Here is a 26,354-nt window from a genome sequence, read left to right as displayed (position 1 = left end):
CCATCACATTAGTCGAACTCTCCTGCTATACCGTTGATGTCCGCTTCGACGTGCGCTTTCCGTGGGCACGACGTAAGCCGCAACCCTCGCTAACGCGTGGTTTGTTGCGGCTTATGCTGCGTGCGTTCCCGCAGGAGTCGCCCGCCTTCGCTACCATCAACTCGTGTTCTCTTCCAATTTTTTATTTACTGCCATAGAATGAACAGCTATAGTTTCATTCTTCTTACATAGCGTAAAAATGCCATCACATTAGTCGAACTCTCCTGCTATACCGTTGATGTCCGCTTCGACGTGCGCTTTCCGTGGGCACGACGTAAGCCGCAACCCTCGCTAACGCGCGGTTTGTTGCGTCTTACGCTGCGTGCGTTCCCGCAGGAGTTGCCCTCCTTCGCTACCATCAACTAGAGCTCTCTGCATAACTTTTTGTTTACTATTTCATTTTCCTCGCTCTAAGTACTAACCACTCATGTCCATCAATTATTATTTATCTATTAGCGCCATAGACTCTGCTAATGTAGCCATATTCCTCATCATCGAGCAAGCTGCGTCTAGAATTGGAAACGCTAATGCTGCACCAGAGCCCTCTCCTAATCGCATATTCATATGAAGCATCGGCTCCACTCCAAGCAGTTCGGCTGCTATTTTTGCACCCGGTTCTTCAGATGCATGAGAAGGTATGATATAGTCTTGTACTTTTGGTTCAAGCTCATATGCAATTAGTGCAGCTACTGTAGAAATAAAGCCATCAATTACAACTGGTTTGCGATTTGCGGCAGCAGCAAGGATCACTCCAGCCATAGCACCAATTTCTAACCCCCCAACTTTTGCAAGTATATCGATTGCATCATGACGATTAGGTTTGTTTATTTCAATAGCCTTTTGAATAACAGCTACTTTATGTTCAATTCCTCCTGATCCTAGCCCTGCACCGAATCCCGTCACTTCATGTGGGTGACAAGCATGAAGTACTGATAATATAGCTGCACTAGGTGTTGTATTGCCAATCCCCATTTCACCAGTACCAAGAACATTTGCCCCTTTTGCTATTTCTGATGTCGCTATTTCTATGCCTACTTCAATTGATTGGACTGCTTCTTCCCTCGTCATCGCCGGTCCTTTCGCCATATTATCCGTACCGTATTTAATTTTTTTAATTAAAACACCAGCATCATGCGGAATATCCTCTTTGACACCGACGTCCACCGTTACTATTTTTGCATTTGTTATTTTTGCAATAGCGCAAACACCTGTTACCCCCTTAGGAAAATTCAATGTTTGAAAAAACGTTACGTTTTGCGGATTCGATGTTACTCCTTCGTCACAAACACCGTGATCTGCCGCACAGACGATGATTACTTTGTTATCAAGTTTCGGATATAGTTCTCCCGTAATCCCAGTTAGTTGTATAGCAAGCGACTCCAGCTTCCCTAAACTGCTCGGTGGCTTGCTAAGAGAATCTATACGTTCCTTCGCTTTTTCCATCATTTCGTTGTTAGTATGTTGAATGTGTTGAATCGTTTGTTGTAGTAATTGCATCATCATCTCTCCTTTTTTATAGCCTTTTACATAAAGAATGAAAAAAATAGAAAAGCCTGTAGTTTATTTCATAACAAATAAACTACAGACTTTTCCATCGTCCATATCATCCGAAGCAATTAGGCAGGTCTCCTGGCTCAATCTCAACATTTTATAGAACCTTCCCAGCCATCGCTAGTGGTATTCTCTATAAAACTCCATTTTACAGTGGTGGGACCGCTAAAGCATTTCACTTTATTCCCTATTCTCCCAAAATGGGCACCTAATGCTTATATGTAATTACTTTAAATTTACGACAAAGTTTTTTTAGTGTCAATATTGTAAAAATTTTTGGTAACAACACTTTTTGCATTGCCGTCATTTAATAAAATCTAAATAAAAATGAGGTATTTAACAACTGACTTGTTAAATACCTTCATCGTACATTATTTAAATTCTAATTCCCCATCATAGGCAAGCATGCCGCCTTCAAGATTTGTTACATCAAAGCCTTGTGCTTCTAAATAAGCACATGCATTTGCCGAGCGTCCGCCAGCTTTACATACAATAATATAAGGCTTAGATCGATCTATCTCATCTAAACGCTCTGGAATTGTTCCAAGCGCTATATGCTTAGCACCAGGAATGACACCTTGTGCTACCTCATCATCTTCTCGCACATCAATAATGTATAGGTCTTCGTTAGCATCTAGTTGTTCTAATAATTGCGTTGTATCCATTGATTTCATCTTTATAGTCCTCCAATATATCAATTTCCTATTACATTATAGCGTGAACGAAAAAAAACAGCTAGTGATGTAGCACTAGCTGCTAAAAATGACTCTATTCTTCTGTCTCTAAAAATTCGACTTGCTTTGCTGGAACGAAAGTAGAAATTGCGTGTTTGTAAATGAGATGCTGTTTGCTTTCAGCATCGACTAATAATACTGTAAAGTTGTCATAGGATTTCACTGTTCCTTTTAACTGGAACCCGTTTAACAGAAACACAGTTACAAAAACACTGTTTTTACGTAGATGGTTCAAAAACGTATCTTGCAAATTGATTGATTTCATAGATTGCGCCTCCCCTACTCTCTTTCTACCTCTTCATTCCTATAGTAGCATGTTATACCAATTTATCAATTAGTAATTTTTAGAAATTATTAAAGTTTTTAGTCTTTTTCAATAAAATGAATGTCCATCTTATTACGGAAATAAGTAAGTTGTCTTTTCGCGTAGCGACGAGAATTTTGTTTTAAACTCTCAATTGCTTCTTCTAATGTGCATCGACCATCTAAGTAATCATACAATTCCTTATAGCCAATCGCTTGTATTGATTGTACATCTCGAATATTTTGCTGCCATAACCCTTTTACTTCTTGTAACAGCCCTTTGTCCATCATCAAATCTACTCGACGATTAATGCGATCATAAAGCTCATCGCGTGACATATTTTCACCAAGCCCTAAAATCAAATGGCGGTAAAGTGGCATTTCTCCACGATTATGTTCCTCTGAAGCCTTTGAAACACCACTTAATTCAATCATTTCTAATGCTCGAATGACACGTCTCGTATTATTCGGATGGATTGTTTCTGCCGTTTTCGGATCCAATGCTAATAGTTTTGCATGCATGGCTTCAGGACCTAACTTTTCTAGCTCCTCATAATAAGCCTTACGTGCTACCTCATCTACCTGCTCCTCCGTAAATTGGAAATCATAAAGCACTGCTTGTACATATAACCCAGAGCCTCCAACAATAATTGGCAACTTGCCACGTTCCTGTATTTCACTAATTTTGGCACGCACTAGTTTTTGATAATCTGCTACAGAAAATGATTCTGTTGGCTCTTTGAAGCTTAATAAATGATGTGGTACACCTTGCATTTCTTCCTCGGTAATTTTCGCTGTACCAATATTTAAGTCTTTATAAATTTGCATCGAATCGCCATTAATAATTTCACCATTATACTTTTTTGCTAGCTCAATGCTCAGTGCTGTTTTACCAGAGGCCGTTGGTCCAACTATTGCTACGACCTCTGCTTGCTGTATTTTATTTTGTATCATACTTTTCTAACCACCGTAATAAAACTTGATGAACCGCCTGATGATTGTCTTCATTTAAAATTTCATGTCGCTTATCTTCAAATAAATAGACTGTAACATCCTGTATACCTGCCGCTACAAAACGCTCTGCCACAGTATACACTCCTTGACCACCGTCACCAACAGGGTCCTTGCTACCACTTATCAAAAGGATCGGTAAGTTTTTATTTATTTTTTCAATCTCTTTTTTTCGATTCAGCACCATAAGGCCAGCCGTTAAATCAACAAAAAATTGATTGGTTGGTATAAAGCCACAATATGGATCATCGATATATTTTTGCACCTCATGCTCTACCGAACATAACCAATCATACGCTGTTTTAGCATTTGGAACTTGTTTATTGAAGCTCCCAAAACTCAATTTATTTAATAAAGGGCTCTCCAACTCTTTGCCTCGTTGCATTGCCAATACTTGTGCAACATAATGCCCAATCTTGTGCAATGTCGAGACGTTTCCGGTTCCACAAAGGATAACGTTATCCACGTCATTGCTGTAAAGCTGAATATACCTTCTAGCAATAAAAGAACCCATACTATGACCGAACACAATTAAAGGCACATCTGCAAAGTCGGCATGCATAGTTATGATCACTTCATGGGCATCTTCTACAACACGGTCAAAACCATTTTTATCAGCGAAAAAGCCTAATGTGCCGTTATAAGATGCTGTTTCTCCATGTCCACGATGATCATGCATCGTAACTGCATAGCCTGCTGCACATAGTATTCGAGCAAATTTTAGATAACGGCCACTATGCTCTGCCATGCCATGTAAAATATGAAAATGACCTATGCATGGAATAGCCGGTGTCAATGTGCGCGTAAACACAAAATGTCCATCCGACATTTTCATATAACGCTCTTCCATTTACTTCACCTCCACATCCGCAAAACTTGTCGCATCGATTATGGCTTGTTCTAATTGAGCAACATAGGTATTTCTTTGGGAATCTGAGTAGTGAAAACACTGTTGCATTACTTGAATTACTTGCTCCTTATATCGTTTCACTGCATCAATATCAAAGTATAATAATCCCGTACGACGAATAAAGAAATCACAAGGTGTATAAACCATTTCTGCTTCTATACCATAAAGCAGCATCGCATGTAACACGAGAGGCATCGTACTGCCATGCTCATGCAAATACTTCACCTGATCAAATAAAGCATCAACATTTGTACCATACTTTTGCACAAGATGCTTGGCTTCATCATAATTCAAGCCATACTGAACGCCCTCTCTTGCTTTATATGCAGTATAATCAGGGAAATTAATAGCATTAATGCCCTTTGCACCAGAAAGCGACAGCTCCCGTGTCATACATGGACTTGCATGCTTAAATTTATGTGTTTTGACAATTTTATCAACGATTGTTTCAGCCATTTGGCGGTAGCCTGTTAGCTTGCCACCAGCAATTGTCATCAAACCACTGGATGCAGTCCAAATCTCATCTTTACGCGAAATTTCAGAAGGGTCTTTACCTTTTTCGAAAATAAGTGGACGTACACCTGCCCAGGAAGATTCAACTGTTTCTCTTGTAATTTCGGCTGTAGGGAAAACATTTTTAGCTGCCTCAATTAAATAATCTACATCTTGTTGTGTTGCGGTAGGGTGTATAGGATTTCCTTCATAAACTGTATCCGTTGTCCCTAAATAAGTTTTACCATCTCGTGGAATTGCAAAAGCCATTCGTCCATCTGGAATATCAAAATAGACTGCCTGTTGCAATGGGAAGTACTTTTGATCGAGGACAATATGGACACCTTTTGTTAGACGTAATTGTTTTCTGTCCGTACTTTTATCCTTTTGTCGTACTTCATCTACCCAAGGGCCAGTAGCATTGACGATTTGCGCCGCATGAACTTCTACTACTTTTCCTGTTACATGATCTTTTACTTTTGCCCCAATTAGTTTTTTCTTGTTATATAAAAATCCTGTCATTTCAGCATAGTTTACACAAAGTGCGCCATATTCAACCGCTTTTTTTAGCACTTCAATTGTTAAACGTGCATCATCGGTACGATACTCCACATAGTAGCCGCCGCCAACGAGCTCATCGCGCTTTAATAATGGCTCAAGCGCTGCTGTTTCTTGTGCACTCAGCATTGTACGACGTTCTTTCTTTTTCACACCTGCTAATCGGTCATAAACCTTCAATGCTATTGAAGTCGTAAACGGACCAAGTGTACCATGCTTATATAAAGGCAACAGCATCTTTTCAGGCGTCGTTACATGAACAGCATTATCATAAACGATTTCGCGTTCACGCCCAACTTCAGCCACTACACCCATATCAAATTGTTTTAAATATCGAAGGCCTCCGTGAATAAGCTTTGTTGAACGGCTAGATGTACCAGCCGCAAAGTCCTGCATCTCAATCAATGCGACAGATAATCCTCTTGATGCGGCATCGAGTGCAATTCCCGCACCCGTAATGCCACCTCCAATTACTAATACGTCAAAGCTATATTGCTCTAAATAATCCATAATTTTAGGACGATGCTCAAATGAAAACATACTTTCTCCCCCCATTAGCTATGATTTGAATAAACGTGTAGCCTCTACAGCTCTTTGCCAGCCCGCGTATAATATCGCGCTTTGCTCTATGGTCATTTTGGGTTGATAGGTTTGCCCATTTGCCCATAATGCAGCTAACGCCTCTTTATTTTCCCAAAATCCAGTTGCCAGACCTGCTAAATAGGCTGCCCCGAGTGCAGTCGATTCATTTAGCTTTGCTAACTCCACCTCTAACTGTAAAATATCACTTTGGAATTGCATTAAGAAGCCATTACTTACAGCTCCTCCATCTACCCGCAATACTTCAATTGGCGTACCTGCCGCTTCCTCCATTGCATCCAGTACATCTTTCGTCTGGTAAGCCAATGATTCAAGTGTTGCGCGAATAAAATGTTCTTTTGAAGTACCCCGTGTCAAGCCAAAAATAGCGCCACGGGCATCGGTATCCCAGTATGGTGTTCCTAATCCTACAAATGCAGGTACAATGTATACACCATCTGTATCAGCAACCTTTGTTGCATATTTTTCAGATTCCTTAGCAGTTCGAATCATTCGAAGACCATCACGTAACCACTGAATTGCTGAACCTGCTACAAAAACACTGCCTTCTAATGCGTATGTTACAGCGCCATCAATGCCCCAAGCAATCGTTGTAAGCAAGCCATTTTCAGAATGTATAGCCTGATCACCCGTATTTAACAACATAAAACAGCCAGTACCGTACGTATTTTTAGCCATACCCTTCGCAAAGCATGTTTGCCCAAAGAGCGCTGCTTGCTGGTCGCCAGCAATACCTGCAATTGGCGTTTCTTCCCCAAAAAATATGCTTGGTGCTGTTTTCGTATAGATTTCTGAGGAATTTCTTACTTCTGGTAACATCGTCATAGGGATATTTAGTAGTTTGCAAAGTTCTTCGTCCCATTGTAGTTCATGGATATTATAAAGTAATGTCCGCGCCGCATTGGAGTAATCCGTAATATGTGCCTTCCCTTTTGATAATCGCCAAACAATCCAAGAATCAATCGTGCCAAATAGTAAATCACCATTTTCTGCCTTGTCACGGGCACCGTCAACATTGTCTAAAATCCATTTAATTTTTGTTGCAGAAAAATAGGAATCCAGACGTAACCCTGTCTTTTGCTGAAACATTTTTTCATGGCCATGTTCCTTCAACTCTTTAACAATGTCCTGAGTTTGCCTTGATTGCCACACGATAGCATTATAGACAGGCTGACCCGTATGTTTATCCCAAACTACCGTAGTTTCCCGCTGATTTGTAATGCCAATTGCATGTACCTCACTTGCTTCATGACCACTTTCAGTTAAAACAGCTGCGATAACTGCGAGCACTGATCCCCAAATCTCATTGGCGTTATGCTCTACCCAGCCTGCCTTCGGAAAATACTGCTGAAATTCCTTTTGGGCAACATGGACAATTTCACCTTTATGATCGAATAAAATCGCTCTTGAACTTGTCGTACCTTGATCAATTGCTAATATAAATTCACCCATTCATTCTCCCCCTTAGGTTTTCACACCACGCTCGAGATCGCTGTAAGCTTTTCTTTAATTTACTGCGACCGCGATGCTCAGTTATCACTACATTACCCGTTTAAACATTTTTTCTACTTCATAGGTTGTAAAATGAATTAGCACTGGCCGACCATGTGGACAGGTAAATGGATTGTCTGCCTTACGTAAATCGTCTAGCAACGCAACCATTTGCTCTTTCGTTAAATAATGATTCGCTTTAATAGACTTTTTACAGCTCATCATAATGGCTGCTGCCTCACGCATTTTTTTAACATCTGCCTTTTTCGTCGTCAATACTTGCTCAATTAAATCCTCAATAATGTCCTGCTCCTCGCCATTTGGAAACCAGCTAGGGTGCTCACGAATAACAAATGATGACTGTCCAAAATCCTCTAAAAATACACCAACAGCCTCTAGCTGCTGTCTATTTTCACGCAGTATAAGCGCCTCATCTGCTGCGTAATGGAAGGTCAAGGGAAGTAATAATGTCTGTCGTTCGTTCGGATTTACTTGCCCAACCTTTTCACGGAAAAACTCGTATTTAATACGCTCCTGTGCCGCATGTTGGTCGATTAAATAAAAGCCATCCTCCATTTGTGCAACGATATATGTCCCGTGAATTTGCCCTACTACTTCAAGAGCAGGGAATGGCTCTTTTTTTGGCTCTTCTATTTGAGATTCTTCTATTTGAGGCTCCTCATTTAGAAATTCCATGTGCTCTATTGGTGACTCTACTTCAACCTGATTTGTTTCTAATTGTTGAATTGGTTGCCAGCTATCTTCTATAACTGTAGCTGTAGGTGCTGGTTCCTCAACTGGTAATATGCTGGACTCCTGAACAGTTTGCGCATCATAGAGCTTTTCAACGATAGCATTCATTTTTTCAACATCCAGCTTCGGTGTAGGCTTCCAAATATTCAACTGTTCTGTTGCAGGTTTCGGAATTTTTTCTTTCTTTTCCATTAGTGGTACACGCATAACTTCCCGAATTTTGCCACGAATTGTTTCTTCAATCAATTTCAGTAGCTCTAGTTCTTTACTTAAACGTATTTGATGTTTGGCTGGATGAACATTTACGTCTGTTAAATATGGATCACCTTCGATATAAAGCGCTACAATTGGAAAACGCTCAATCGGTAAATACGTATGGTATGCTTCGATAATAGCCTTTTGCACCAAATAATGTTTCACCCAACGACCATTGACAAACAGCGACATATAATTTTTAGAAGCACGTGTCACCTCTGGTAAAGAAACAAAGCCCGAAACCTTATAGTCATGAGACTCCCCTTGAAAAGACACCATTTTTTTCGCATTATGCATGCCATAAATCGCGGCAAGTACTTGTTGTACATCGCCTCGTCCATTTGTCTGTAATAACTGCTGACCGTTATGTAGCAATCGAAAGGCAATTTGTGGATTACCAAGCGCTAGACGGTTCATAAGATCAATCGTATGCCCAAGCTCGGTTTGTATCGTTTTCATATATTTTAAACGCGCAGGCGTATTGAAAAATAGCTGTGCCACTGTAATATCTGTTCCTTTACGCAATGGCCCAGGCTTTTGCATTGTCACATGGCCGCCCTCTAGTTCCACATACGTCCCTGATTCACCATTCGAAGTAATCATCGTCATTTTGGATACCGATGCGATTGATGCTAATGCTTCACCACGAAATCCTAAAGTACGAATACGAAATAAGTCATGCTCCTTATGAATCTTACTTGTTGCATGGCGGGAGAAAGAGATCAGTGCGTCTTCCTCATCCATCCCACTACCATTATCAATAACTTGAATTGAAGTGAGGCCCGCTTCTAGCAAAAAGACATCAATGGACGTACTACCAGCATCAATCGCATTTTCGACTAGTTCTTTGACTACAGACGCTGGTCGTTCTACTACTTCCCCCGCAGCAATTCTATTGGATAGCCACGCGTCCATAATTTGAATTTTCCCCATGGCGCTTCACTCCTTTATTTTTTAGCGTTAACTAATTGCTGTTGTAATTCATATAAAATATTAATGGCCTGCATTGGTGATGTACCTAGAATATTCACCTTCTCTAAGCTTTTCAAGACATCTGCTTCAGCTGAAGGCAACGCCGCTTCTTCTGTAAAGAGCGACATTTGTACAGGTTGTTCAACCACTTCTTGGGACATAGGAAGTTCTTTACCTGCCTCAAAGTTTTCAAGCAATATACGTGCTCTCTCTAAAATTTCCTCTGGTAATTGTGCTAGCTGCGCTACATGAATACCATATGATTTATCTGCCGCTCCCTTTTTCACCTTGTGTAAAAAGACAACTGTACCATTCTTTTCAGTGGCAGATACATGCACATTTTGTAAGCGAGTTAACTCTTTTTCTAAAGCTGTCAATTCATGATAATGTGTAGAGAAAAGTGTATTTGCGCCTATTTTGTCATGAATATATTCCATCATAGATTGCGCAAGACTCATACCATCATAAGTGGAAGTTCCACGACCAATTTCATCAAAGAGCATTAAGCTATTTTGAGTTGCATGCATAATCGCATGCTGTGATTCTAGCATTTCCACCATAAATGTTGATTGTCCTGCAGCTAAATCATCCGCTGCACCAATCCGTGTAAAAATTTGATCTGTAATTGGTAATCTTGCCTTTTCCGCCGGCACATAGCATCCCATTTGTGCCATCACAACAATTAGTGCAACTTGGCGCATATATGTACTTTTACCAGACATATTGGGCCCTGTAATGAGCATCATGTTGTGATTTTCTTCGAGCACACAATCATTCGGTACATACATTTGCTTATTGAGCATTTTCTCAACAACTGGGTGTCGTCCTTCAATAATTTCAAGCGCACGTCCCGCATGAAATTCTGGCTTCGTAAAACGATATTTTTCAGAAACGCTTGCAAAGCTAAGCAATACATCTAATTCACTAATGCTCGCTGCTAACGCTTGTACACGTGGAATGAATGATTTTAATTGTTCACGTATTTCAACGAATAGGTTGTACTCCAATGCCAAGCTTTCTTCCTCAGCATTCAAAATAAGCGACTCTTTTTCTTTCAGTTCCTGTGTAATATAACGTTCCGCATTTGCAAGTGTTTGCTTACGCTCATAGCGTGTTAAGTCTGCCAAATGAATATTAGATTTTGTAATTTCGATATAATAGCCAAAAATACGGTTATAGCCTATTTTCAAGTTTTTAATGCCCGTTTTCGTACGTTCTGCTTGTTCTAGCTGGGCTATCCAGTCCTTGCCATTGCGAGACGCATAGCGCAGTTCATCTAATCGTTCATTATAGCCATCTCGGATAACATCACCTTCTTTAATAGTGATTGGTGGGTTATCTGTAATAGCAAGTGCCAATAAAGCCTCAACGTCAGCACATGTATCGAGTGCTGCACCTAACTTGTGCAATGTTTCTTTATTTGCTCCAATTAGCTGTTGTTGGATAACTGGAACTTGTCGTAATGAATCGCGAAGCTGTGCTAAATCGCGCCCACCTACATTGCCAAACGCCACACGACCAGCTAAACGTTCTAAATCATATACTTGTTTTAGAGAGATTTGTAATTCCGATCTTACAAAATATTCTTCTAACAAATCACTAACCATCGCAAGTCTATCCTCAATAGCTGAGCGTGATGCTAACGGTTGATGGAGCCACTGCTTCAGCTTACGCCCACCCATCGCTGTAACCGTGTCATCTAATAGCCATAACAATGTACCCTTTTGGTCTCCGCCACGAATTGACTGAATCAGTTCTAAGTTACGCTTTGAGCTAGAATCGATACGTAAATAGTTTTTCATTTCATTAAAGGTAAACGCTTGAATATGAGAAAGTGAACGCATTTGCGTCTTATCAATATAATGAAGCAAACGAAGGCAAGCCAACTGTATAGTTGATGGTACAGCTTCTAAATAGTTCGCTGCTTTGTCCATCGCCATTTCATCTTCTTCAACCGATAGGACAATGCCAACATTCATTGCATGTTCTGCTAACAAAAGCTGTAAGCTCTCTGTTACGATTAATTCTCGAATACCATATGCCTGCATCTGCATCAGAAGTGCCTTGCCATCCCCTTCAATTGTTGACGCTATTGCTTCCCCTGTCGATAGATCCAAGTAGGCATAGCCAAATGTCGTAGCATCCAATTGTTCTGCTGCGCCAATAAAATGATTGGTTTTACCATCTAGCGCCTTACCTTCCATAATAGTACCTGGAGTAATAAGTTGGACTACTTCACGTTTGACTACACCTTTTGCTTGTTTTGGATCTTCCGTTTGCTCACAAATTGCAACCTTATAGCCTTTTTGCACAAGTGTTTCAATATAATTTTTTGCCGAGTGATGTGGTACCCCACACATTGGAATACGCTCCTTAGCACCTGCATCTCGGCTCGTTAATGTAATTTCTAAAATTTGTGATGCATTAATTGCATCTTCAAAAAACATCTCGTAAAAGTCACCTAATCTAAAAAATAAAAAGGCATCCTTATAATCTTCTTTTACTTGCAAATATTGTTGCATCATTGGTGTATAAGTTGTCATTTAAAAATTCCCTCGCTCTTGCCATTTAAATCAAATACGCATTGGCATATTTGCGTTTAGATAAATTTTGAATTGTGCTTGGGGCATGCATACTTGTAGTTACGTTAGCAATTGCTACTTAGAGCGATAAATCTAGGGCTATTGAGTGCTTTGTTTTCATTAAACAAAAAGCTCGCCTTTACTTATTTTTTGCTACACAAGTCTTCATCCCCTGATTGTTATATTTATTATAACAAAAGATACATGCGAAACGCTTATTTCACCTTTGTAAAGATGCTAGCATTTCGCATGTATCAAAAAATATTATCTTGTATATTATCTTGGGCGTTCGTCAGGAAACGATGAGGACTCTAAAACAAATCTTCCTTCACTACTTGAGCTAGAAGAACTGGAACTAGAGCTTGACGATGAAGATGATGAAGATGAACTTTCATCATTAAAATTCCATTCCTCTTCGAAATCTAGCGGATGTACACTAATACAAATTGTCATTTCACCCATTACCTCAACGACAGTCTCACGTTCTACTACAATTTCAAATTTTGTTCCACATGGAGAAATTACCGCTTCCATGCAATTTGGTTCTTGTATTACACGCACACGCACATCATCGCCAACTGTTACTTCGCCATCTCTAAAATTAAGCTTTACCTTATCTTTATAGTGAACCGTTTCTGAAAACACTGCTGTTTTCGAATGATTACTATAAGCATACCATACATTGACATCAAACTTTCCTGACACTTCTACAAATTTACCGACTTTTTTTGCTGAACAAGTATGGTTGATTACCCAGCAACCGAGAATACTCGTCGGTTTATTTGTTGGACATAACGTTACACGTTCTTCCGTTCTCTTCTTCCCTTTGGCAACTACTGCTTTCGTCACGATTTGTCGTAAACGTTTCAGCGCAATTCCTCCTTCGACTCTTTTCACTCCATCATATGCAGGTAGCGCCCATTGGGTGAACATATTTCATAGAATCAAATTGACTTACTTTATACATTTTTACATTCAACAGCTTTAGGAGGGGCTTTCATTATGTGTAAACCCCTCACTAAATTTCGCCATAAAAATAGCCCGAATGCAGTCATTCGGGCTGTTTCTTCTATTATTTATTTATGAACAGCTACCTGGTTGAGAATTTTGTACATAAGAGCCAGTTTCACCGCGTAACACATCGCCACCTGTTGAGCGCACAATTTCGTTTGTAACGTTATTGGCAATTGTGTTCGACACTAATTGTAATAAGTCATTCACATCACCTTGTGATTCTTTAAATTGCTGTACAACAGGAATCGCATTAATTTCTTCTTCGATTTTTTCAATTTTGTCTTCAATCATTTTTAATGCTTTTTCTTTACCTAAGTGTTGGAAGTTTACTGCTTGTTTTTGCAAGCTTTTTAAACTAGCAATACGTTCACGAACAAGTTGATTTTCATTAATTTGTGCTTCAGCTTTTTTAAAAAAATCAACTTCCGGTGTATTCGCAATCATATGCGCAATTTCATGGGATTTTTTAATTAAATCTTCTTTTGTATACAATACTTGTGTCATTTACGCTTCCACCTTTTCATTTTTTACTACTTCCACAAATTCTCCAGTTAATGAATAAGAAGTAGCCTCCGTTATTTTCACTTTCACTAACTGTCCAATCAACTCTGTTGGTGCTTTAAAATTCACTAGGCGATTTTTCCGCGTATAGCCGGCAAGTACGTCGTCACGACGTTTACTTGTTCCTTCCACTAACACTTCTACAATTTCGCCTTTCAAGCCTTCAAGCGCTTTTCTAGAATATTCTTGTACAACCGCATTTAAACGATGCAGGCGCTCTTTTTTCACATCTTCTGGTACATTGTCAACCATCTTCGCAGCTGGCGTACCTTCTCGAGGAGAGTAAATATACGTAAAGGCCATTTCAAAGCCTACTTCACGGTATAGTGATATAGTCTCTTCGAATTGCTCCTCTGTTTCGTTTGGATAACCGACAATAATATCAGTTGTTAACGTCACACCAGGGATTGCAGCTTTAATCTTATCTACTAGGCTAAGGAAATGCTCACGACTATATTTACGAGCCATAATTTTTAACACATCATTTGAGCCCGATTGGACTGGTAAATGAATATGTTCAACTAAGTTCCCGCCTTTTGCTAGCACTTCAATTAAATAATCATCGAAATCACGAGGGTGACTTGTTGTAAAGCGAATACGTGGAATATCAATTTTTCGCAATTCATCCATTAAATCACCTAGACGGTAATCAAGGTCCTCAAAGTCTTTCCCGTAAGCGTTGACATTTTGACCAAGGAGCATAATTTCTTTATAGCCCGCAGCTGCTAGCTCACGAACTTCAGCAATGATTTCCTCTGGACGACGACTACGTTCTTTCCCACGCGTATATGGCACGATACAATACGTACAAAACTTGTCACAGCCGTACATAATATTGACCCAGGCTTTAATGGAACCTAAACGTTTTTTCGGCAAGTTTTCAATAACGTCGCCCTCTTTAGACCAAACCTCTATAACCATTTCCTTCGACATGTATGCTTCTTTTAAAATATTTGGCAAACGGTGTATATTGTGTGTTCCAAATACCATATCGACGTGTGGATACGTTTTTAAAATTTTATTAACTACAGATTCTTCTTGCGACATACAGCCACATACACCAATTAACATTTCTGGATTTTTGCGTTTATATTTTAGCAGGAAACCAAGCTCTCCAAATACTTTGTTTTCTGCATTTTCACGGATTGCACATGTATTGAGTAGCACCACATCTGCTTCCTCGATAATCTCTGTTGAAGTATAACCAAGCTGCATAAATATCCCAGCCATCACTTCTGTATCGTGCTCATTCATTTGGCAGCCATATGTACGGATATAGAAAGTCCGTCCCTCGCCCATGCCAGCAAATTGTTCTGCTATTTGGAAGTCTTTATGGTATTTCACTTCTTCTTTACCACGTTTTTTTGCATCTTTTAATGAAGGTGCAGTAAAGACCTTCTCAAAATATTTACTATAATCCTTATCAGGCTTGTCTTCTTTTTTTGGTTGATTGACTTGTTGACTGGTTAATCGTTGTTCCTCATTCATTGCAGGTCAGGTAACTCCTTTCAAACGAAATCCGTGCATTCGAATTCCCATTTTACTATTATACTGAATGATTACTACTTCCTACAAGGTTTGTGTACTAAATGTCGTGGTTTCTACTTAAATACACTTCTTATTAAAAATATTCCGTCGTTCTTGTCTATTGCTTCATAATAAACAAGGAGGCTGGGACAAAAGAGAAAAAGTGTTAGATTGACAGTAATCAATCTAGCACTTTTTTGCAATGTCGTTGTTGTCCACTACGGCGGTGCTTTCCGCGGGCACACACGTAAGCCAGAACCCCCGCTATCGCGTGGTCTGTTGCGTCTTACGCTGCTTGCATTCCCGGAGGAGTCACCGCCTTCGCTACCAACAACAAGTATAACTGTTTAAATGCATGACACTTAGCATAGATACCTAGAAAAAATCACCGATGACATTATCAACGGTGATTGTTGTTATAACTCTATATATTTTTTTATGCGTTGATCGAACCCTACTAGGTGTTGAACGCCTAAGCTCTTTAGCAAATCAGTATTGGCAAATGTATATTTTCCTAAATCATCAGGGAAATGGGCGTCTGAAGAAACGGTAAACTCGACACCCCGTTGTACTAAAACTTGCAAAAACAATGGACCGGGGCACATTTCTTGCACGGGGTAGCGATAATATAACCCTGCATTAATTTCCGTTGCTGTTTGTGTGTTGACAAGCGCTTGCGCAATTCGTTCATACCATAAAAGATTAAACGCCTCATCCTCAACATGATAACGAAAGACTTTAAAATTATCCAAGTGAGCCACAAAATCAAACATGTTAGACTGTATCATTTGCACGACTGTTGAAAAAAAATGCGTATAGTTCATCTGCAATGTTGTTTGATCCATATTAGCAAATAAATGCTCCGTTTGTGGATTATCAAAGCCCCAGCCATCAACAAAATGAACAGAGCCAATTACATAATCCCAAGGGTGTCCGTCTAGTAGCGATGCCAATTCCTCCTCGCCACCTACAAAGTAATCCGCTTCAATGCCTAGCTTTAACTCGACACCATGCTGACGCCATCTTTTCTTTGCCTTTGCTATTGCTAATACAAAATCGTCCATATTTTCAGTCATCACACTATCTAGCCAGTATCGTTGCAGACGACCGATTTCTTGTGAATTATCTAATTGCATATATTGTTCAAAATAGGAGCGAGCCTCATGAAAGCGATACAAATGATCGACAATACCAACCTCTCGTAAACCAAGTTGTTTTGCCTGATGTAAATATAGGTCAAGCCATTCTTCACTATAGCAACCATTGTGCAATCGACTAGCCATTGCTGACACTTGCCATTCGACTAACGCTTTGGAACCTTTAGTAGTACTTCTAGGCTCATGAAAGTGCGAGATCGCTCGAGATGTTCGCTCCAGCCAACGGAAAGAATAAGGCCCCTCCTCTAAATGTACATGGTAATCAATTGTCATCAACTTTTCCCTCCACTACATATTGTCCACTGTTCTTCGTATACTTGCCAGTCTTCTGGGCAAGCAATATCACACATTATTTCCGTACATTGTGCTAAATGACAGATTTGATAAAATGAATGGCCATTAATTTTTGATGCATCTGCTAATAGTATTGTCTTTTTACTTTGCTGTAGCATCTTTTGAGAAATCAGTGATTCATCTAAATCATAGTCATACACCATACCATCCTTCATGCCACCGCAAGATAAAAATGCTTTGTCGAAATTCATATTGCCTAACCATTCTAATGTCATTGCACCAGCAACCGAAGCTTGTCTAGGGTTTGTTGTTCCTCCTAGTAAAATAACTTTCCCTGTCATCCGTCTTTCTTCAATGGCGAGATTAAATTGTGCCGCAGCGGCAATAGAGTGAGTAACAACAGTAATATCCTCAACCGCCATTAAGTAATCTGCAATGTGCACTGTCGTCGTCCCTGTATCAACTGCAATCGTATCCCCATCACATATTCGCATCGCAGCCTGCCGAGCAATGGTACACTTTGCTTCTTTTTGCATTTGCAATTTCCGCAAAAATGCAGGTTCCGTTCGAACATTTGTATACTTAATTGCTCCTCCATGCACTCTCGTCAATAGATGTTGCTGCTCTAGCTCATCCAAATCCCGACGAACAGTTTCAGGTGCTACGAATAATGCTTCTGCGATATTTGTCACAATGATTTTTCCATCAAGCTCTAATTGCTTTAATATAAATTCAAACCGTTCAATTTTAGCATACGTCATGATAGTGCAATCACATCTTCCTTCGCTACGTAACACTTATAGTTTTTACCTAGTTCAAGCGTTTGCCCACGCTGATGTAACTGCTCCATTGTAAATACACAATCGCCTTCTAAAGTTGTACGAATGATATTACCACTCATTAACGACTGTGTCGCTACACCTAAAAGACAAAAGTCTCCATCCTTCTTCTCGACATGAACAGCTTCTGGTCGAATGGCAAACTTCCCACTATCTCCAGGCAATTTCGTTCCTATCATCGTCTCAAGCACATGTCGTGGAAACACATTATAATGACCAATGAAATTCGCAACAAATTCATTTTTCGGATTCGTATAAATTTCTGTCGGTGTGCCGCTTTGCGCAATTTCCCCATTGCTCATCACAAATATTTTGTCTGATACAGCCATAGCCTCATCCTGATCATGGGTTACTAAAATCATTGTCATTCCAAGCTGCCGTTGTATTGCGCGTAAATCGCTCTGTAATTTTTTGCGTATTTGCGCATCAAGTGCACTTAGTGGCTCATCTAAAAGCAACACTTTAGGTCGTACAACGAGCGCTCGGGCAAGCGCTACTCGTTGCTGTTGACCACCAGACAATTCCTTTGGATATGCATTTGCCTTTTCTGTCAAATGCACGATGGCTAGAATTTCTTGCACACGTTGCTCCACTTCTGTATTATTTATTTTTTTCATTCGCAAGCCAAATGCAATATTTTCTTTGACGGTCATGTTCGGAAATAGTGCGTAGGATTGAAATACCATCCCGACCTGGCGATCTTTTGGCTGGATGCCACCCATATTTTTTCCTTCAATTTGTATTTTTCCTGCTGTTGCATCCGTTAGGCCCGCAACAATTCTTAAAATGGTACTTTTCCCACAGCCACTTGGCCCTAGAAGTGTAATAAATTGACCTTTTTCAATTGTCATTTCGATATTTGATAAGACAGTTGTTTGTTCATATTTTTTATGAAGTCCTTCAATTACAATATAGCTCATACATTTGTCGCACCTTTCGAACGATTCGTTAATATCGCAATAGCGAACGTTAATAACCCCATAAGAACGATATAAATAAAGACGACCGCACTGGCAATATGGCCACTCGTACTTAGCTTTTTCATTAAATAAATTTGTACAGTTTCAAAGCGCGAGCCGACTACTAAATTAATTAGTACAAATTCTCCAAAAAGGACTGAAAACGATAATAATGCGCCAGCAAACAAGCCCGGATAAACAGTAGGCAACAGTATTTTCGTAAATGCTTGCGTTTTAGTTGCACCTAATAATTGTGCTGCGTCCAACAGTTGCCTTGCATCTACATTACGCAAGCTATTGCGCGTCCCTTGATATATATATGGCAAAATACCAATCACGTAGGCGCCCAATACGACCAAAATCATCGGTACACCTACTGTTGAATACACGCGGATTAATCCAACAGCTAAAATAATACCCGGAAAAGAATACACCATAACGACCGCCACTTGAATCCATTTCTCATACTTAGGAAAATATAAAACAATGACAAATATCGCAGGGACGATAACTAATAATCCAATGGCGACTGCACCTCCAGAAAGGAAGACAGAACGTCCAAATGCCTGCATAAATGCTGCATCTTGAAACAGTGTAGCAAGCCACTTGAATGTCAGTCCCTCTGGAAAAATCGTTTTATGCCACTTTGATGAAAATGCATAAAGCATGGTCGCTACTATCGGCAATAGCAAATACAACATTAAAAGGAGGAAAACGATATTAGCAAAATTTCTTTTTTTCATTACAATTTCCCCCTTGTTTTCTTTATGCTCCATTCACTTATTAGCATTGCGGTCACCATCGTTACCGCCAGCAATACTGCAATAGCACTTGCCAACTCGGGTTGAGCAAATATATCTCCCTTAATCAGTGCTCCAATTCGTATAGCAACTAAATTATAATTACTACTAGTTAAGGCGTATGCAGATGCATAGGCACCCATTGCATTGGCAAATAACACACTAAAAGTTCCAACAATACCTGGTAACATAACAGGAATACCAATTTTTATCCAAAACTGAAAAGACGATGCACCTAAAAGCGCAGCCGCTTCCTTCCATTGCTGCTGTATGCCATCATAAATCGGATACAGCAGCATTAACGCTAACGGCAGTTGAAAATAAATATAAATGAGCAATAACCCACTCCAGCTATATAGGGAAAAGGACGATAAAGCACCTATTTCCCATTTTTCAAATAGCAACGTAAATAATCCACTATTACCTAGCAAGACAATAAACGCAAAAGCTAAAGGAATACCTGAAAAATTTGAAGTTAAATTTGTTACTATTAAAATTTTCTCCCTTATTGGCTGTGAAAAGTGCATAATCGCATAAACTGCAAACAACGTAACCATTAGCGCAACTACTGCCGAAATGACAGATAACGTCACACTATTTTTAAATCCTTGTAAAATATAATTATTCGTTAATACGGATTTATATTGCGCTAACGTAAATCCTTCGCTATTACTAAAGCTCGTTACAAGCATGTACAGTAATGGCACTAGGAAAAATAACAATACAAGTAACAGGAAAGGTGTAAGCCAGGCAAAAGATTGCCTCTTAGATATCAAAACTACCACTTCTTTCTAACTTAAAAATGTATAAACGTTAAATCTGTTATTCACAAATGTTTATTTTTTAATTAGTTTGTTGTAATGTTTGTACACCCTCTAATAATAGTGGAACCATCTCCTCAGAAGGCTCTATATTCATTAAATGACAACAGAGAGGTGCTACTTGTAGCTGAGACACCACGCCATCTTTTATACCAGCTGTAACAGCTTGGGAAATTACAAACATAGGTACATGCCGATCCTCAGTTGTTGACCCGCCATGATTGCCATCACTCGTCATCCCATGATCTGCCGTCACAATCACTTCGTATCCTTGTGCCATACATTTTGGAATAAACAGCGACAATAGTGCATCCACAGCCAACACGCGATTACGATATTGCGCTGAGTTTGCTGTAAACTTATGCCCATCATCATCTACATTCATCGGGTGAATATATAAGAAATCAGGCTGCTTTTGATCCATTAACCACGCTGCATCTGCAAATAAATGACTGTCAGGGTAATGATCTTCAAAATAGAACAAGCCATTTTCAATCGGATGCTTTGTATTGAATTGTAAACGGTCCTCCATATGCTGAAATGGTGCTCGATTGTAAAGCTCACTTACCCAATAATAAGCTGCTGCTGCTGTAGAAAGACCATTGGACTTCGCTAAATGAAATAAACTACATTGTGTCGATAAGCGCACCGCCATATTACTTGTTACACCATGAACGATTGGTGGTGTTCCCGTTAAAATAGTTTCATATAAGGGTCTCGATAAAGACGGTACTTCAGAACGCACCTCGAAACGTGAAGCTATTTTACGTTCTACTAAATGTTGCATAAATCCCATGTGTGTACATGCCGTATCAAAACGAAGTGCATCGATGACAATAAGAGCGACTTTTTTATTTGGCATGAATTAGTACCTGCTCTTGATACATTTGTGGAATTTGCTTTGTCGTTTCTTCCCACTGTTTTTGATCATTAACTGGTTGTGCGTTTTTATACATTTCTGCTGGTAGTAATAGATCCTTTACTTCCTGAGATAACTTCACATTTTCACGAATTGGTCGTGCGTAACCTTTTGCTAAGTTTTCTTGTCCTGCATCCGATAAAATATATTCTCGAGTTAACATGGCAGCATAAGGGTTTTTCGCATACTTATTTATTACCGTTGCATAGCCTGATGTTACAGAGCCTTCTGATGGAATTACTACATCAAAGCGCTGTTCATCAATTTGATGACGATAGCCTAATGCATTAAAGTCCCATAAGATTGCTACATCAATTTCCCCTTTTTCTAAATTAGCGACGGATGGATCACCTTGTAAACGCCCTTGTTGCGCTAATTCCGCAAAGAAATCAATACCTGGTTGAATATTCGATTCATCGCCTCCGAAAGCCATTGCGGCAGCTAATATCGCAAATTGTGCTTGGTTTGCTGTTAAAGCATCACCTATGCTGACATGATAATCTCCATTTTTAAGATCTTCCCAAGAGGTTGGTGCATTTTTCACATTGTTTGTATCTGTTAAAAATGAAATGGTGCCTGTATAGCCAACAATCCAATGACCTTCATCATCCTTGGCCCAGTCCGGAATATCATCCCAATACGAGGTTTTGTATGGTAATGTTAGGCCTTTATCCTTGGCAATTGGTCCAAAGGCAATCCCTACATCCCCAATATCAGCTGTAGCATCATCTTTTTCTGCTTCAAATTTTGCTAGTTCCTCTGCACTCGACATATCTGTATCCTGATGCTTGATGGCATATTCAGTATCAAGCTCTTGCCAAGTCTCCACCCAGTTTGCCCATGTATCTGGCATACCGACTGAATTAACCGTTCCTTCTTGTTTCGCTTTCTCAGTAATTTCATCAAGTGATGCATCACTATTGACCCCATTTGAATTAGAAGAACTGTCCGAGCAAGCTGCCAACATTGAAATTGCTAATGCACCGATTAAGCCTTTCTTCCATAACTTTTGAATTGCCATGAGTTGGACCCTCCATTTGTTTATGTTTATTTTTATTTGCTTACAACAGTAATCTTATAAAACAAACATTAAGCAAGTATGGATGGCTTAAAAATATTTCGTAAACATTATTGAGAGTTTATAAATATATGTGAAGTTTTTTAAGTATTAGAGGAATTGTAAAGATGGTTGTATTCTTTGAGGTAAAAAGAGGAATCCAGTTGAGTATGCACACGTTTGTTTAGTTTATCAGACGTGCACATACCCCAGATAAATCAAGTTAGTCCTAGAAAATCTGCATATGTATGCGGTTCATTTTCCTTTAAAATCGTTAAAAATGTAAAAGCAAGCTGAACAACCGACCACCATTTCATGTTATAGGCTATTTCAAAACGGCTTGGCTCTAATGAAAAAACGTCCTGAAAGATGTGAAGTGGCTCAATTTGTTCATCTTTTAAAATTGATAAAAAACCTAAAAAAAGTGTATGATCTTTCACTTCAATCACTTTACCATCAACAAGAGCATCTATGTTTTCTGGCTGATGGAATTTACATTGAGTCGCAACATACCGTTCTAAATCTAGAGCACGTTGCCGTTCTTCACGTTCCTTTTTTTTCGCAATAAAATCAATGATATTATTCACGAACATCGCCTCTTTTTTTCTTTTATTGTATCATTCTTTCATATAATTTTACCCGCGCACGCCCCCTATTAATCATTTGATGGATTTTCATTATTAAAAATGTAAGTTTGTTTCCGCTGTGTGTGACGCTTCTTGCTCTAATCAACTAGAAGTATTGTTTGTGTGCCTGGCACTTAGCGTAGATACCTAGCATAATAATGGTTTCCTCAATCGTAAAAATCCACTCCGCTTTCCTTGGGCACGACATAAGCTGTAACCGTCGCTGTCGCGCGGTCTGTCTGCGTGGATTTTTACTTAGTTAACATTAGTGGTAGTACCATGAAAATTCAAAATTGTTTGGGTGCATGGCACTCCGCTTTCGTTGCGTGCGTTCCAACAGGAGTCTGCGTGGATTTTGACTTAGTTAGTATTAGAATGCAACTAGAAATTGTTTGGGTGCCTGGCACAACAGAAAAACTCTTCTTGATTCCTTTTATTTACATACTAAAAGCCACAATATAATAATTGTGGCTTTTAGCAATCTTATTTACATAAATTCTTGCACAAGTGCATTGAATTGATTTTCGCTCATTTGAATATCGATATCTGTTAAAGGTAGCTCAGCGTAACCAGGAACTTTTTCTTGATAAGAAGTAGTTTCTTTATCCTGATAAATAATCCCTGTAACTAAGCCTTCATTCTCCATTACAGTGCGCATTGCCATACCACGGTCAGCATTATCATAACCTTCAATATCAGCAAGCTTTGTTAAGTTTTCTTTAAACCAATCGTACGTATTTACTTTGTTGTACGTAACACATGGTGAAAATACATTGATAAATGAGAAGCCTTTATGGTTAATGCCTGCTTCAATTAAAGCTGTTAATTCTTTAATATCAGTTGAGAAGCCTTGTGCCACAAATGTAGCACCGCTTGTTAATGCTACTTCCAATGGTTTTAACGATGGCTCAATAGCGCCACCTGGCGTAGATTTTGTAATAAATCCAGCAGCCGAACGTGGAGAGGTTTGGCCTTTTGTTAAACCGTAAATTTGGTTATCCATTACAACATATGTGATGTCGATGTTACGACGGATGGCATGAATCGTATGCCCCATACCAATCGCAAAACCATCTCCGTCACCACCAGAAGCGATGACATTTAAATCACGGTTAGCCATTTTTAATCCTTGTGCAATCGGTAATGCACGACCATGAATGCCATGGAAACCGTATGAATTAATATAACCTGAAATACGACCCGAACAGCCGATCCCAGAAATAACTGCTAGTTCATTTGGCTCGATGCCTACGTTTGCTGCTGCACGTTGAATCGCAGCCTGTACAGAGAAGTCGCCACAACCTGGGCACCAGTTTGGTTTCACTGTATTACGAAAATCCTTAAATGTTGCCATTAGTGAGTCAACTCCTTCACTCTATTTTCTAATTCACCTGGCAAGAACGGAGTACCGTTATATTTTGTAATCATCTCAATCTTACCGTGACCACCAATATTCATTTTCATGATGTTCGCTAACTGACCAGTGTAGTTGTTTTCTACAACGATTACTTTTTTCGCTTTCTCCACAAGAGGTGCCATATCAGCCGATGGGAATGGGTGAATTAAGCGAATATGCGCATGGTTCACCTTCATGCCTTGAGCATTTAATCGCTCTTGTACTTCTTCAATCGCTCCACGTGTTGAGTTAAAGCCTACTAATAACACATCCGCTTCTTCATGTGGTGCATTTTTATAAACAGGTGTATCAAAATTCAATGCTTCTAGCTTACGGAAGCGTTTATCCATTTGTGTACGACGGTTGCCAGTTGCTTCAGATGGCTTCCCTGTTTCATCATGCTCAACACCTGTTACATGGTGGATACCGTTTAAATGACCTGGTAGCACACGCGGCGAAATACCGTCTTCTGTATCTTCATAACGCTTGAAGTAAGCTTTATCTGCTGAAGCTTCAAGATCGTCTGTAACAATTTTCCCACGACGAATTTCAATTTTTTTATAATCGAATGGTTCAACAGTTTGTTTACCAAGCGATAACTGTAAGTCCGTCATTAAAATAACAGGTAACTGTAATTCCTCTGCAATATTAAACGCTTGGATTGTGTCAAAGAACGCTTCTTCCATAGTTGAAGGCGCGATGACCACTTTTGGAATTTCACCATGTGTACCATAAAGCATTGCCATTAAATCTGATTGTTCTTGCTTCGTTGGTAAACCCGTAGATGGACCGCCACGTTGTGTGTCTACAACAACTAGTGGTTGCTCTGTCATACCTGAAAGCCCGATTGCTTCCATCATTAGAGAAAGACCAGGACCTGCTGACGCTGTAAATGAACGTACACCACCGAAGTTTGCACCAATCGCCATCGTTGCCGCCGCGATTTCATCTTCCGTTTGAATAACTGCCCCACCAAACTTAGGTAATTTCTTAATAAGATATTCCATAATTTCTGATGCAGGTGTAATCGGGTATGCCGCCATAAAGCGTGTCCCAGCAGCTAGTGCACCAAGTGCTACTGCATCATTCCCAATCATGAACATCCGGCGTTTACCATCAGCTGGAGCTAATGCCCACTCACCAATACGATCTCCTAATAATTCATTCATCATTTCATGACCGCGCGCGATTGCTTCCATGTTTTTCTGAACAACTTCTTCACCTTTTTTGCCGAAGATGTCATCAACAACATTTTGGAACACAGCATCTTCTAAGTTTAGAAGAGAGGCAGTCGCTCCGATTGCTACCATGTTTTTCATTAACGTTGTACCAAGCTCTGCCGCCACCTCTGTAAAAGGTACAGCAAATAATGGTGCTTTTGAATCCTCTGGTTTTACAGGATCAAATTTTGCATCGGCTAATATAATGCCTTTTTCTGTTAGTTCTTTATAATTGACGTCGATTGTTTCTTGATCGAACGCCACTAAAATATCTAAATCATCCGCAATGGAACGTACTTCTGTTGGACGAACTGTAATTTTATTATTAGTGTGGCCACCTTTTATACGAGAAGAGAAGTGACGATAACCGTAAAGGAAATAACCTAAACGATTCATTGCCATCGAGAAAATCTCACCTGTACTCTCAATCCCTTCACCTTGCTGCCCACCGACTTTCCACGAAAGCTGATGTAACATCTCAACAACTCCTTAAATCCAATGTATACTATTATTTTTTTCCTTCATAAGTTTAACACGAAGAAACGGTCTGCACTATTGTTATTCAATGAATTGGGCTAAATTCAGACCTTTGACTGAAAATGTTGTTCAAAAAGTTGTAATTTTCAAATCAATTAAGTATAAAAAATTAACTTGCTGATTTCAAGTGCATGATTGGACATTTATTTTGGATTTTAGGCAATGCTAATTGCATGATAACGGCTTCTTATAACGTAAAAACCCACTTCGCTTTCCGCGGGCACGACGTCAGCCGCAACCGTCGCTGTCGCGCCGCCTGTTGCGTCTTACGTTGCGTGCGTTCCCGCAGGAGTCTGCGTGGATTTTTACTTAGTTACCCCTACTGGCAGAGTCATGAAAATTCAAAATTGTTTCGGTGCCTGACACTCCGCTTAAA

The 26,354-nt window shown here is 39.6% G+C and carries 23 protein-coding genes and 1 riboswitch; of the genes, 1 reads left to right on the top strand and 22 read right to left on the bottom strand.

Going from position 1 to position 26,354, the window contains the following annotated elements:
- A partial coding sequence (locus tag ACIQXJ_RS02395; RefSeq protein WP_403080835.1) for a hypothetical protein occupies positions 1-197 on the top strand: 197 nt, incomplete at its 5' end.
- A 283-nt stretch (positions 198-480) separates the two neighbouring features.
- Here the strand turns inward: ACIQXJ_RS02395 and cobT are convergent.
- From cobT to ACIQXJ_RS02285, 22 genes are all read right to left on the bottom strand, one after another.
- Entirely contained in the window at positions 481-1,536 is a 1,056-nt protein-coding gene (gene cobT, locus ACIQXJ_RS02390; protein WP_403049173.1) for a nicotinate-nucleotide--dimethylbenzimidazole phosphoribosyltransferase, read from the bottom strand.
- A gap of 105 nt (positions 1,537-1,641) precedes the next feature.
- Positions 1,642-1,816: riboswitch (cobalamin riboswitch) on the bottom strand.
- A 145-nt stretch (positions 1,817-1,961) separates the two neighbouring features.
- The gene (locus tag ACIQXJ_RS02385; RefSeq protein WP_340825719.1) at positions 1,962-2,264 is read right to left on the bottom strand and encodes a rhodanese-like domain-containing protein; all 303 of its coding nucleotides are present in this window, start codon (positions 2,262-2,264) and stop codon (positions 1,962-1,964) included.
- 94 nt (positions 2,265-2,358) lie between these two features.
- Positions 2,359-2,589: an RNA chaperone Hfq gene (gene hfq / locus ACIQXJ_RS02380; RefSeq protein ID WP_228134406.1), complete on the bottom strand. Its 231-nt coding sequence runs from the start codon at positions 2,587-2,589 to the stop codon at positions 2,359-2,361.
- 98 nt (positions 2,590-2,687) lie between these two features.
- Complete coding sequence (miaA, locus tag ACIQXJ_RS02375) at positions 2,688-3,581, bottom strand: tRNA (adenosine(37)-N6)-dimethylallyltransferase MiaA (RefSeq protein WP_403049170.1); 894 nt, start codon at positions 3,579-3,581, stop codon at positions 2,688-2,690.
- Positions 3,568-4,488, bottom strand: a complete 921-nt coding sequence (locus ACIQXJ_RS02370; protein WP_403049167.1) for an alpha/beta fold hydrolase — start codon at positions 4,486-4,488, stop codon at positions 3,568-3,570. The genes miaA and ACIQXJ_RS02370 overlap by 14 nt, the downstream gene beginning before the upstream one ends.
- Positions 4,489-6,138: a glycerol-3-phosphate dehydrogenase/oxidase gene (locus ACIQXJ_RS02365; RefSeq protein WP_403049164.1), complete on the bottom strand. Its 1,650-nt coding sequence runs from the start codon at positions 6,136-6,138 to the stop codon at positions 4,489-4,491.
- Positions 6,139-6,156: 18 nt separating this feature from the next.
- Entirely contained in the window at positions 6,157-7,650 is a 1,494-nt protein-coding gene (gene glpK / locus ACIQXJ_RS02360) for a glycerol kinase GlpK (RefSeq protein ID WP_403049161.1), read from the bottom strand.
- 87 nt (positions 7,651-7,737) lie between these two features.
- The gene (mutL, locus tag ACIQXJ_RS02355) at positions 7,738-9,630 is read right to left on the bottom strand and encodes a DNA mismatch repair endonuclease MutL (protein WP_403049158.1); all 1,893 of its coding nucleotides are present in this window, start codon (positions 9,628-9,630) and stop codon (positions 7,738-7,740) included.
- A gap of 14 nt (positions 9,631-9,644) precedes the next feature.
- A complete protein-coding gene (mutS, locus tag ACIQXJ_RS02350; RefSeq protein WP_403049155.1) occupies positions 9,645-12,212 on the bottom strand; it encodes a DNA mismatch repair protein MutS in 2,568 nt (855 codons plus the stop codon).
- A gap of 315 nt (positions 12,213-12,527) precedes the next feature.
- Positions 12,528-13,184 carry an outer spore coat protein CotE gene (cotE, locus tag ACIQXJ_RS02345; protein ID WP_340825727.1) on the bottom strand — a complete coding sequence of 219 codons (657 nt, stop codon included), beginning with the start codon at positions 13,182-13,184 and terminating at the stop codon, positions 12,528-12,530.
- A gap of 147 nt (positions 13,185-13,331) precedes the next feature.
- Complete coding sequence (locus ACIQXJ_RS02340; RefSeq protein WP_340825728.1) at positions 13,332-13,769, bottom strand: YlbF/YmcA family competence regulator; 438 nt, start codon at positions 13,767-13,769, stop codon at positions 13,332-13,334.
- A complete protein-coding gene (gene miaB / locus ACIQXJ_RS02335; protein ID WP_403049152.1) occupies positions 13,770-15,314 on the bottom strand; it encodes a tRNA (N6-isopentenyl adenosine(37)-C2)-methylthiotransferase MiaB in 1,545 nt (514 codons plus the stop codon).
- A gap of 455 nt (positions 15,315-15,769) precedes the next feature.
- Complete coding sequence (locus ACIQXJ_RS02330; protein ID WP_403049149.1) at positions 15,770-16,783, bottom strand: histidinol phosphate phosphatase domain-containing protein; 1,014 nt, start codon at positions 16,781-16,783, stop codon at positions 15,770-15,772.
- On the bottom strand, positions 16,783-17,565 hold the full coding sequence (locus tag ACIQXJ_RS02325) for a DeoR/GlpR family DNA-binding transcription regulator (RefSeq protein ID WP_403049146.1): 783 nt from the start codon (positions 17,563-17,565) through the stop codon (positions 16,783-16,785). Before ACIQXJ_RS02325 ends, ACIQXJ_RS02330 begins: the two co-directional genes overlap by 1 nt.
- Positions 17,562-18,563, bottom strand: coding sequence for an ABC transporter ATP-binding protein (locus tag ACIQXJ_RS02320; protein ID WP_403049143.1), 1,002 nt, complete (start codon positions 18,561-18,563; stop codon positions 17,562-17,564). The genes ACIQXJ_RS02325 and ACIQXJ_RS02320 overlap by 4 nt, the downstream gene beginning before the upstream one ends.
- Complete coding sequence (locus ACIQXJ_RS02315; RefSeq protein WP_403049140.1) at positions 18,560-19,345, bottom strand: ABC transporter permease; 786 nt, start codon at positions 19,343-19,345, stop codon at positions 18,560-18,562. The genes ACIQXJ_RS02320 and ACIQXJ_RS02315 overlap by 4 nt, the downstream gene beginning before the upstream one ends.
- Complete coding sequence (locus ACIQXJ_RS02310; protein ID WP_403049137.1) at positions 19,345-20,187, bottom strand: ABC transporter permease; 843 nt, start codon at positions 20,185-20,187, stop codon at positions 19,345-19,347. Before ACIQXJ_RS02310 ends, ACIQXJ_RS02315 begins: the two co-directional genes overlap by 1 nt.
- 58 nt (positions 20,188-20,245) lie before the next feature.
- Positions 20,246-21,085: an alkaline phosphatase family protein gene (locus ACIQXJ_RS02305; RefSeq protein WP_403049134.1), complete on the bottom strand. Its 840-nt coding sequence runs from the start codon at positions 21,083-21,085 to the stop codon at positions 20,246-20,248.
- Positions 21,075-22,163 (bottom strand): ABC transporter substrate-binding protein, encoded by a 1,089-nt coding sequence (locus tag ACIQXJ_RS02300; RefSeq protein ID WP_403049131.1) that lies wholly within the window; start codon positions 22,161-22,163, stop codon positions 21,075-21,077. Before ACIQXJ_RS02300 ends, ACIQXJ_RS02305 begins: the two co-directional genes overlap by 11 nt.
- A gap of 254 nt (positions 22,164-22,417) precedes the next feature.
- Entirely contained in the window at positions 22,418-22,792 is a 375-nt protein-coding gene (locus ACIQXJ_RS02295) for a 2-oxoglutarate ferredoxin oxidoreductase subunit beta (RefSeq protein ID WP_340825738.1), read from the bottom strand.
- Between the two features lie 520 nt (positions 22,793-23,312).
- The gene (locus tag ACIQXJ_RS02290) at positions 23,313-24,179 is read right to left on the bottom strand and encodes a 2-oxoacid:ferredoxin oxidoreductase subunit beta (RefSeq protein ID WP_402759461.1); all 867 of its coding nucleotides are present in this window, start codon (positions 24,177-24,179) and stop codon (positions 23,313-23,315) included.
- A complete protein-coding gene (locus tag ACIQXJ_RS02285) occupies positions 24,179-25,918 on the bottom strand; it encodes a 2-oxoacid:acceptor oxidoreductase subunit alpha (RefSeq protein WP_403049128.1) in 1,740 nt (579 codons plus the stop codon). The genes ACIQXJ_RS02290 and ACIQXJ_RS02285 overlap by 1 nt, the downstream gene beginning before the upstream one ends.
- Between the last annotated feature and the right edge of the window lie 436 nt (positions 25,919-26,354).

The sequence above is a fragment of the Lysinibacillus sp. NPDC097868 genome (assembly GCF_044761135.1).
Classification (GTDB): domain Bacteria; phylum Bacillota; class Bacilli; order Bacillales_A; family Planococcaceae; genus Lysinibacillus.
The sequence above is the reverse complement of the archived record's forward strand: the minus strand, read 5'-3'. Positions and strand labels throughout refer to the sequence as shown.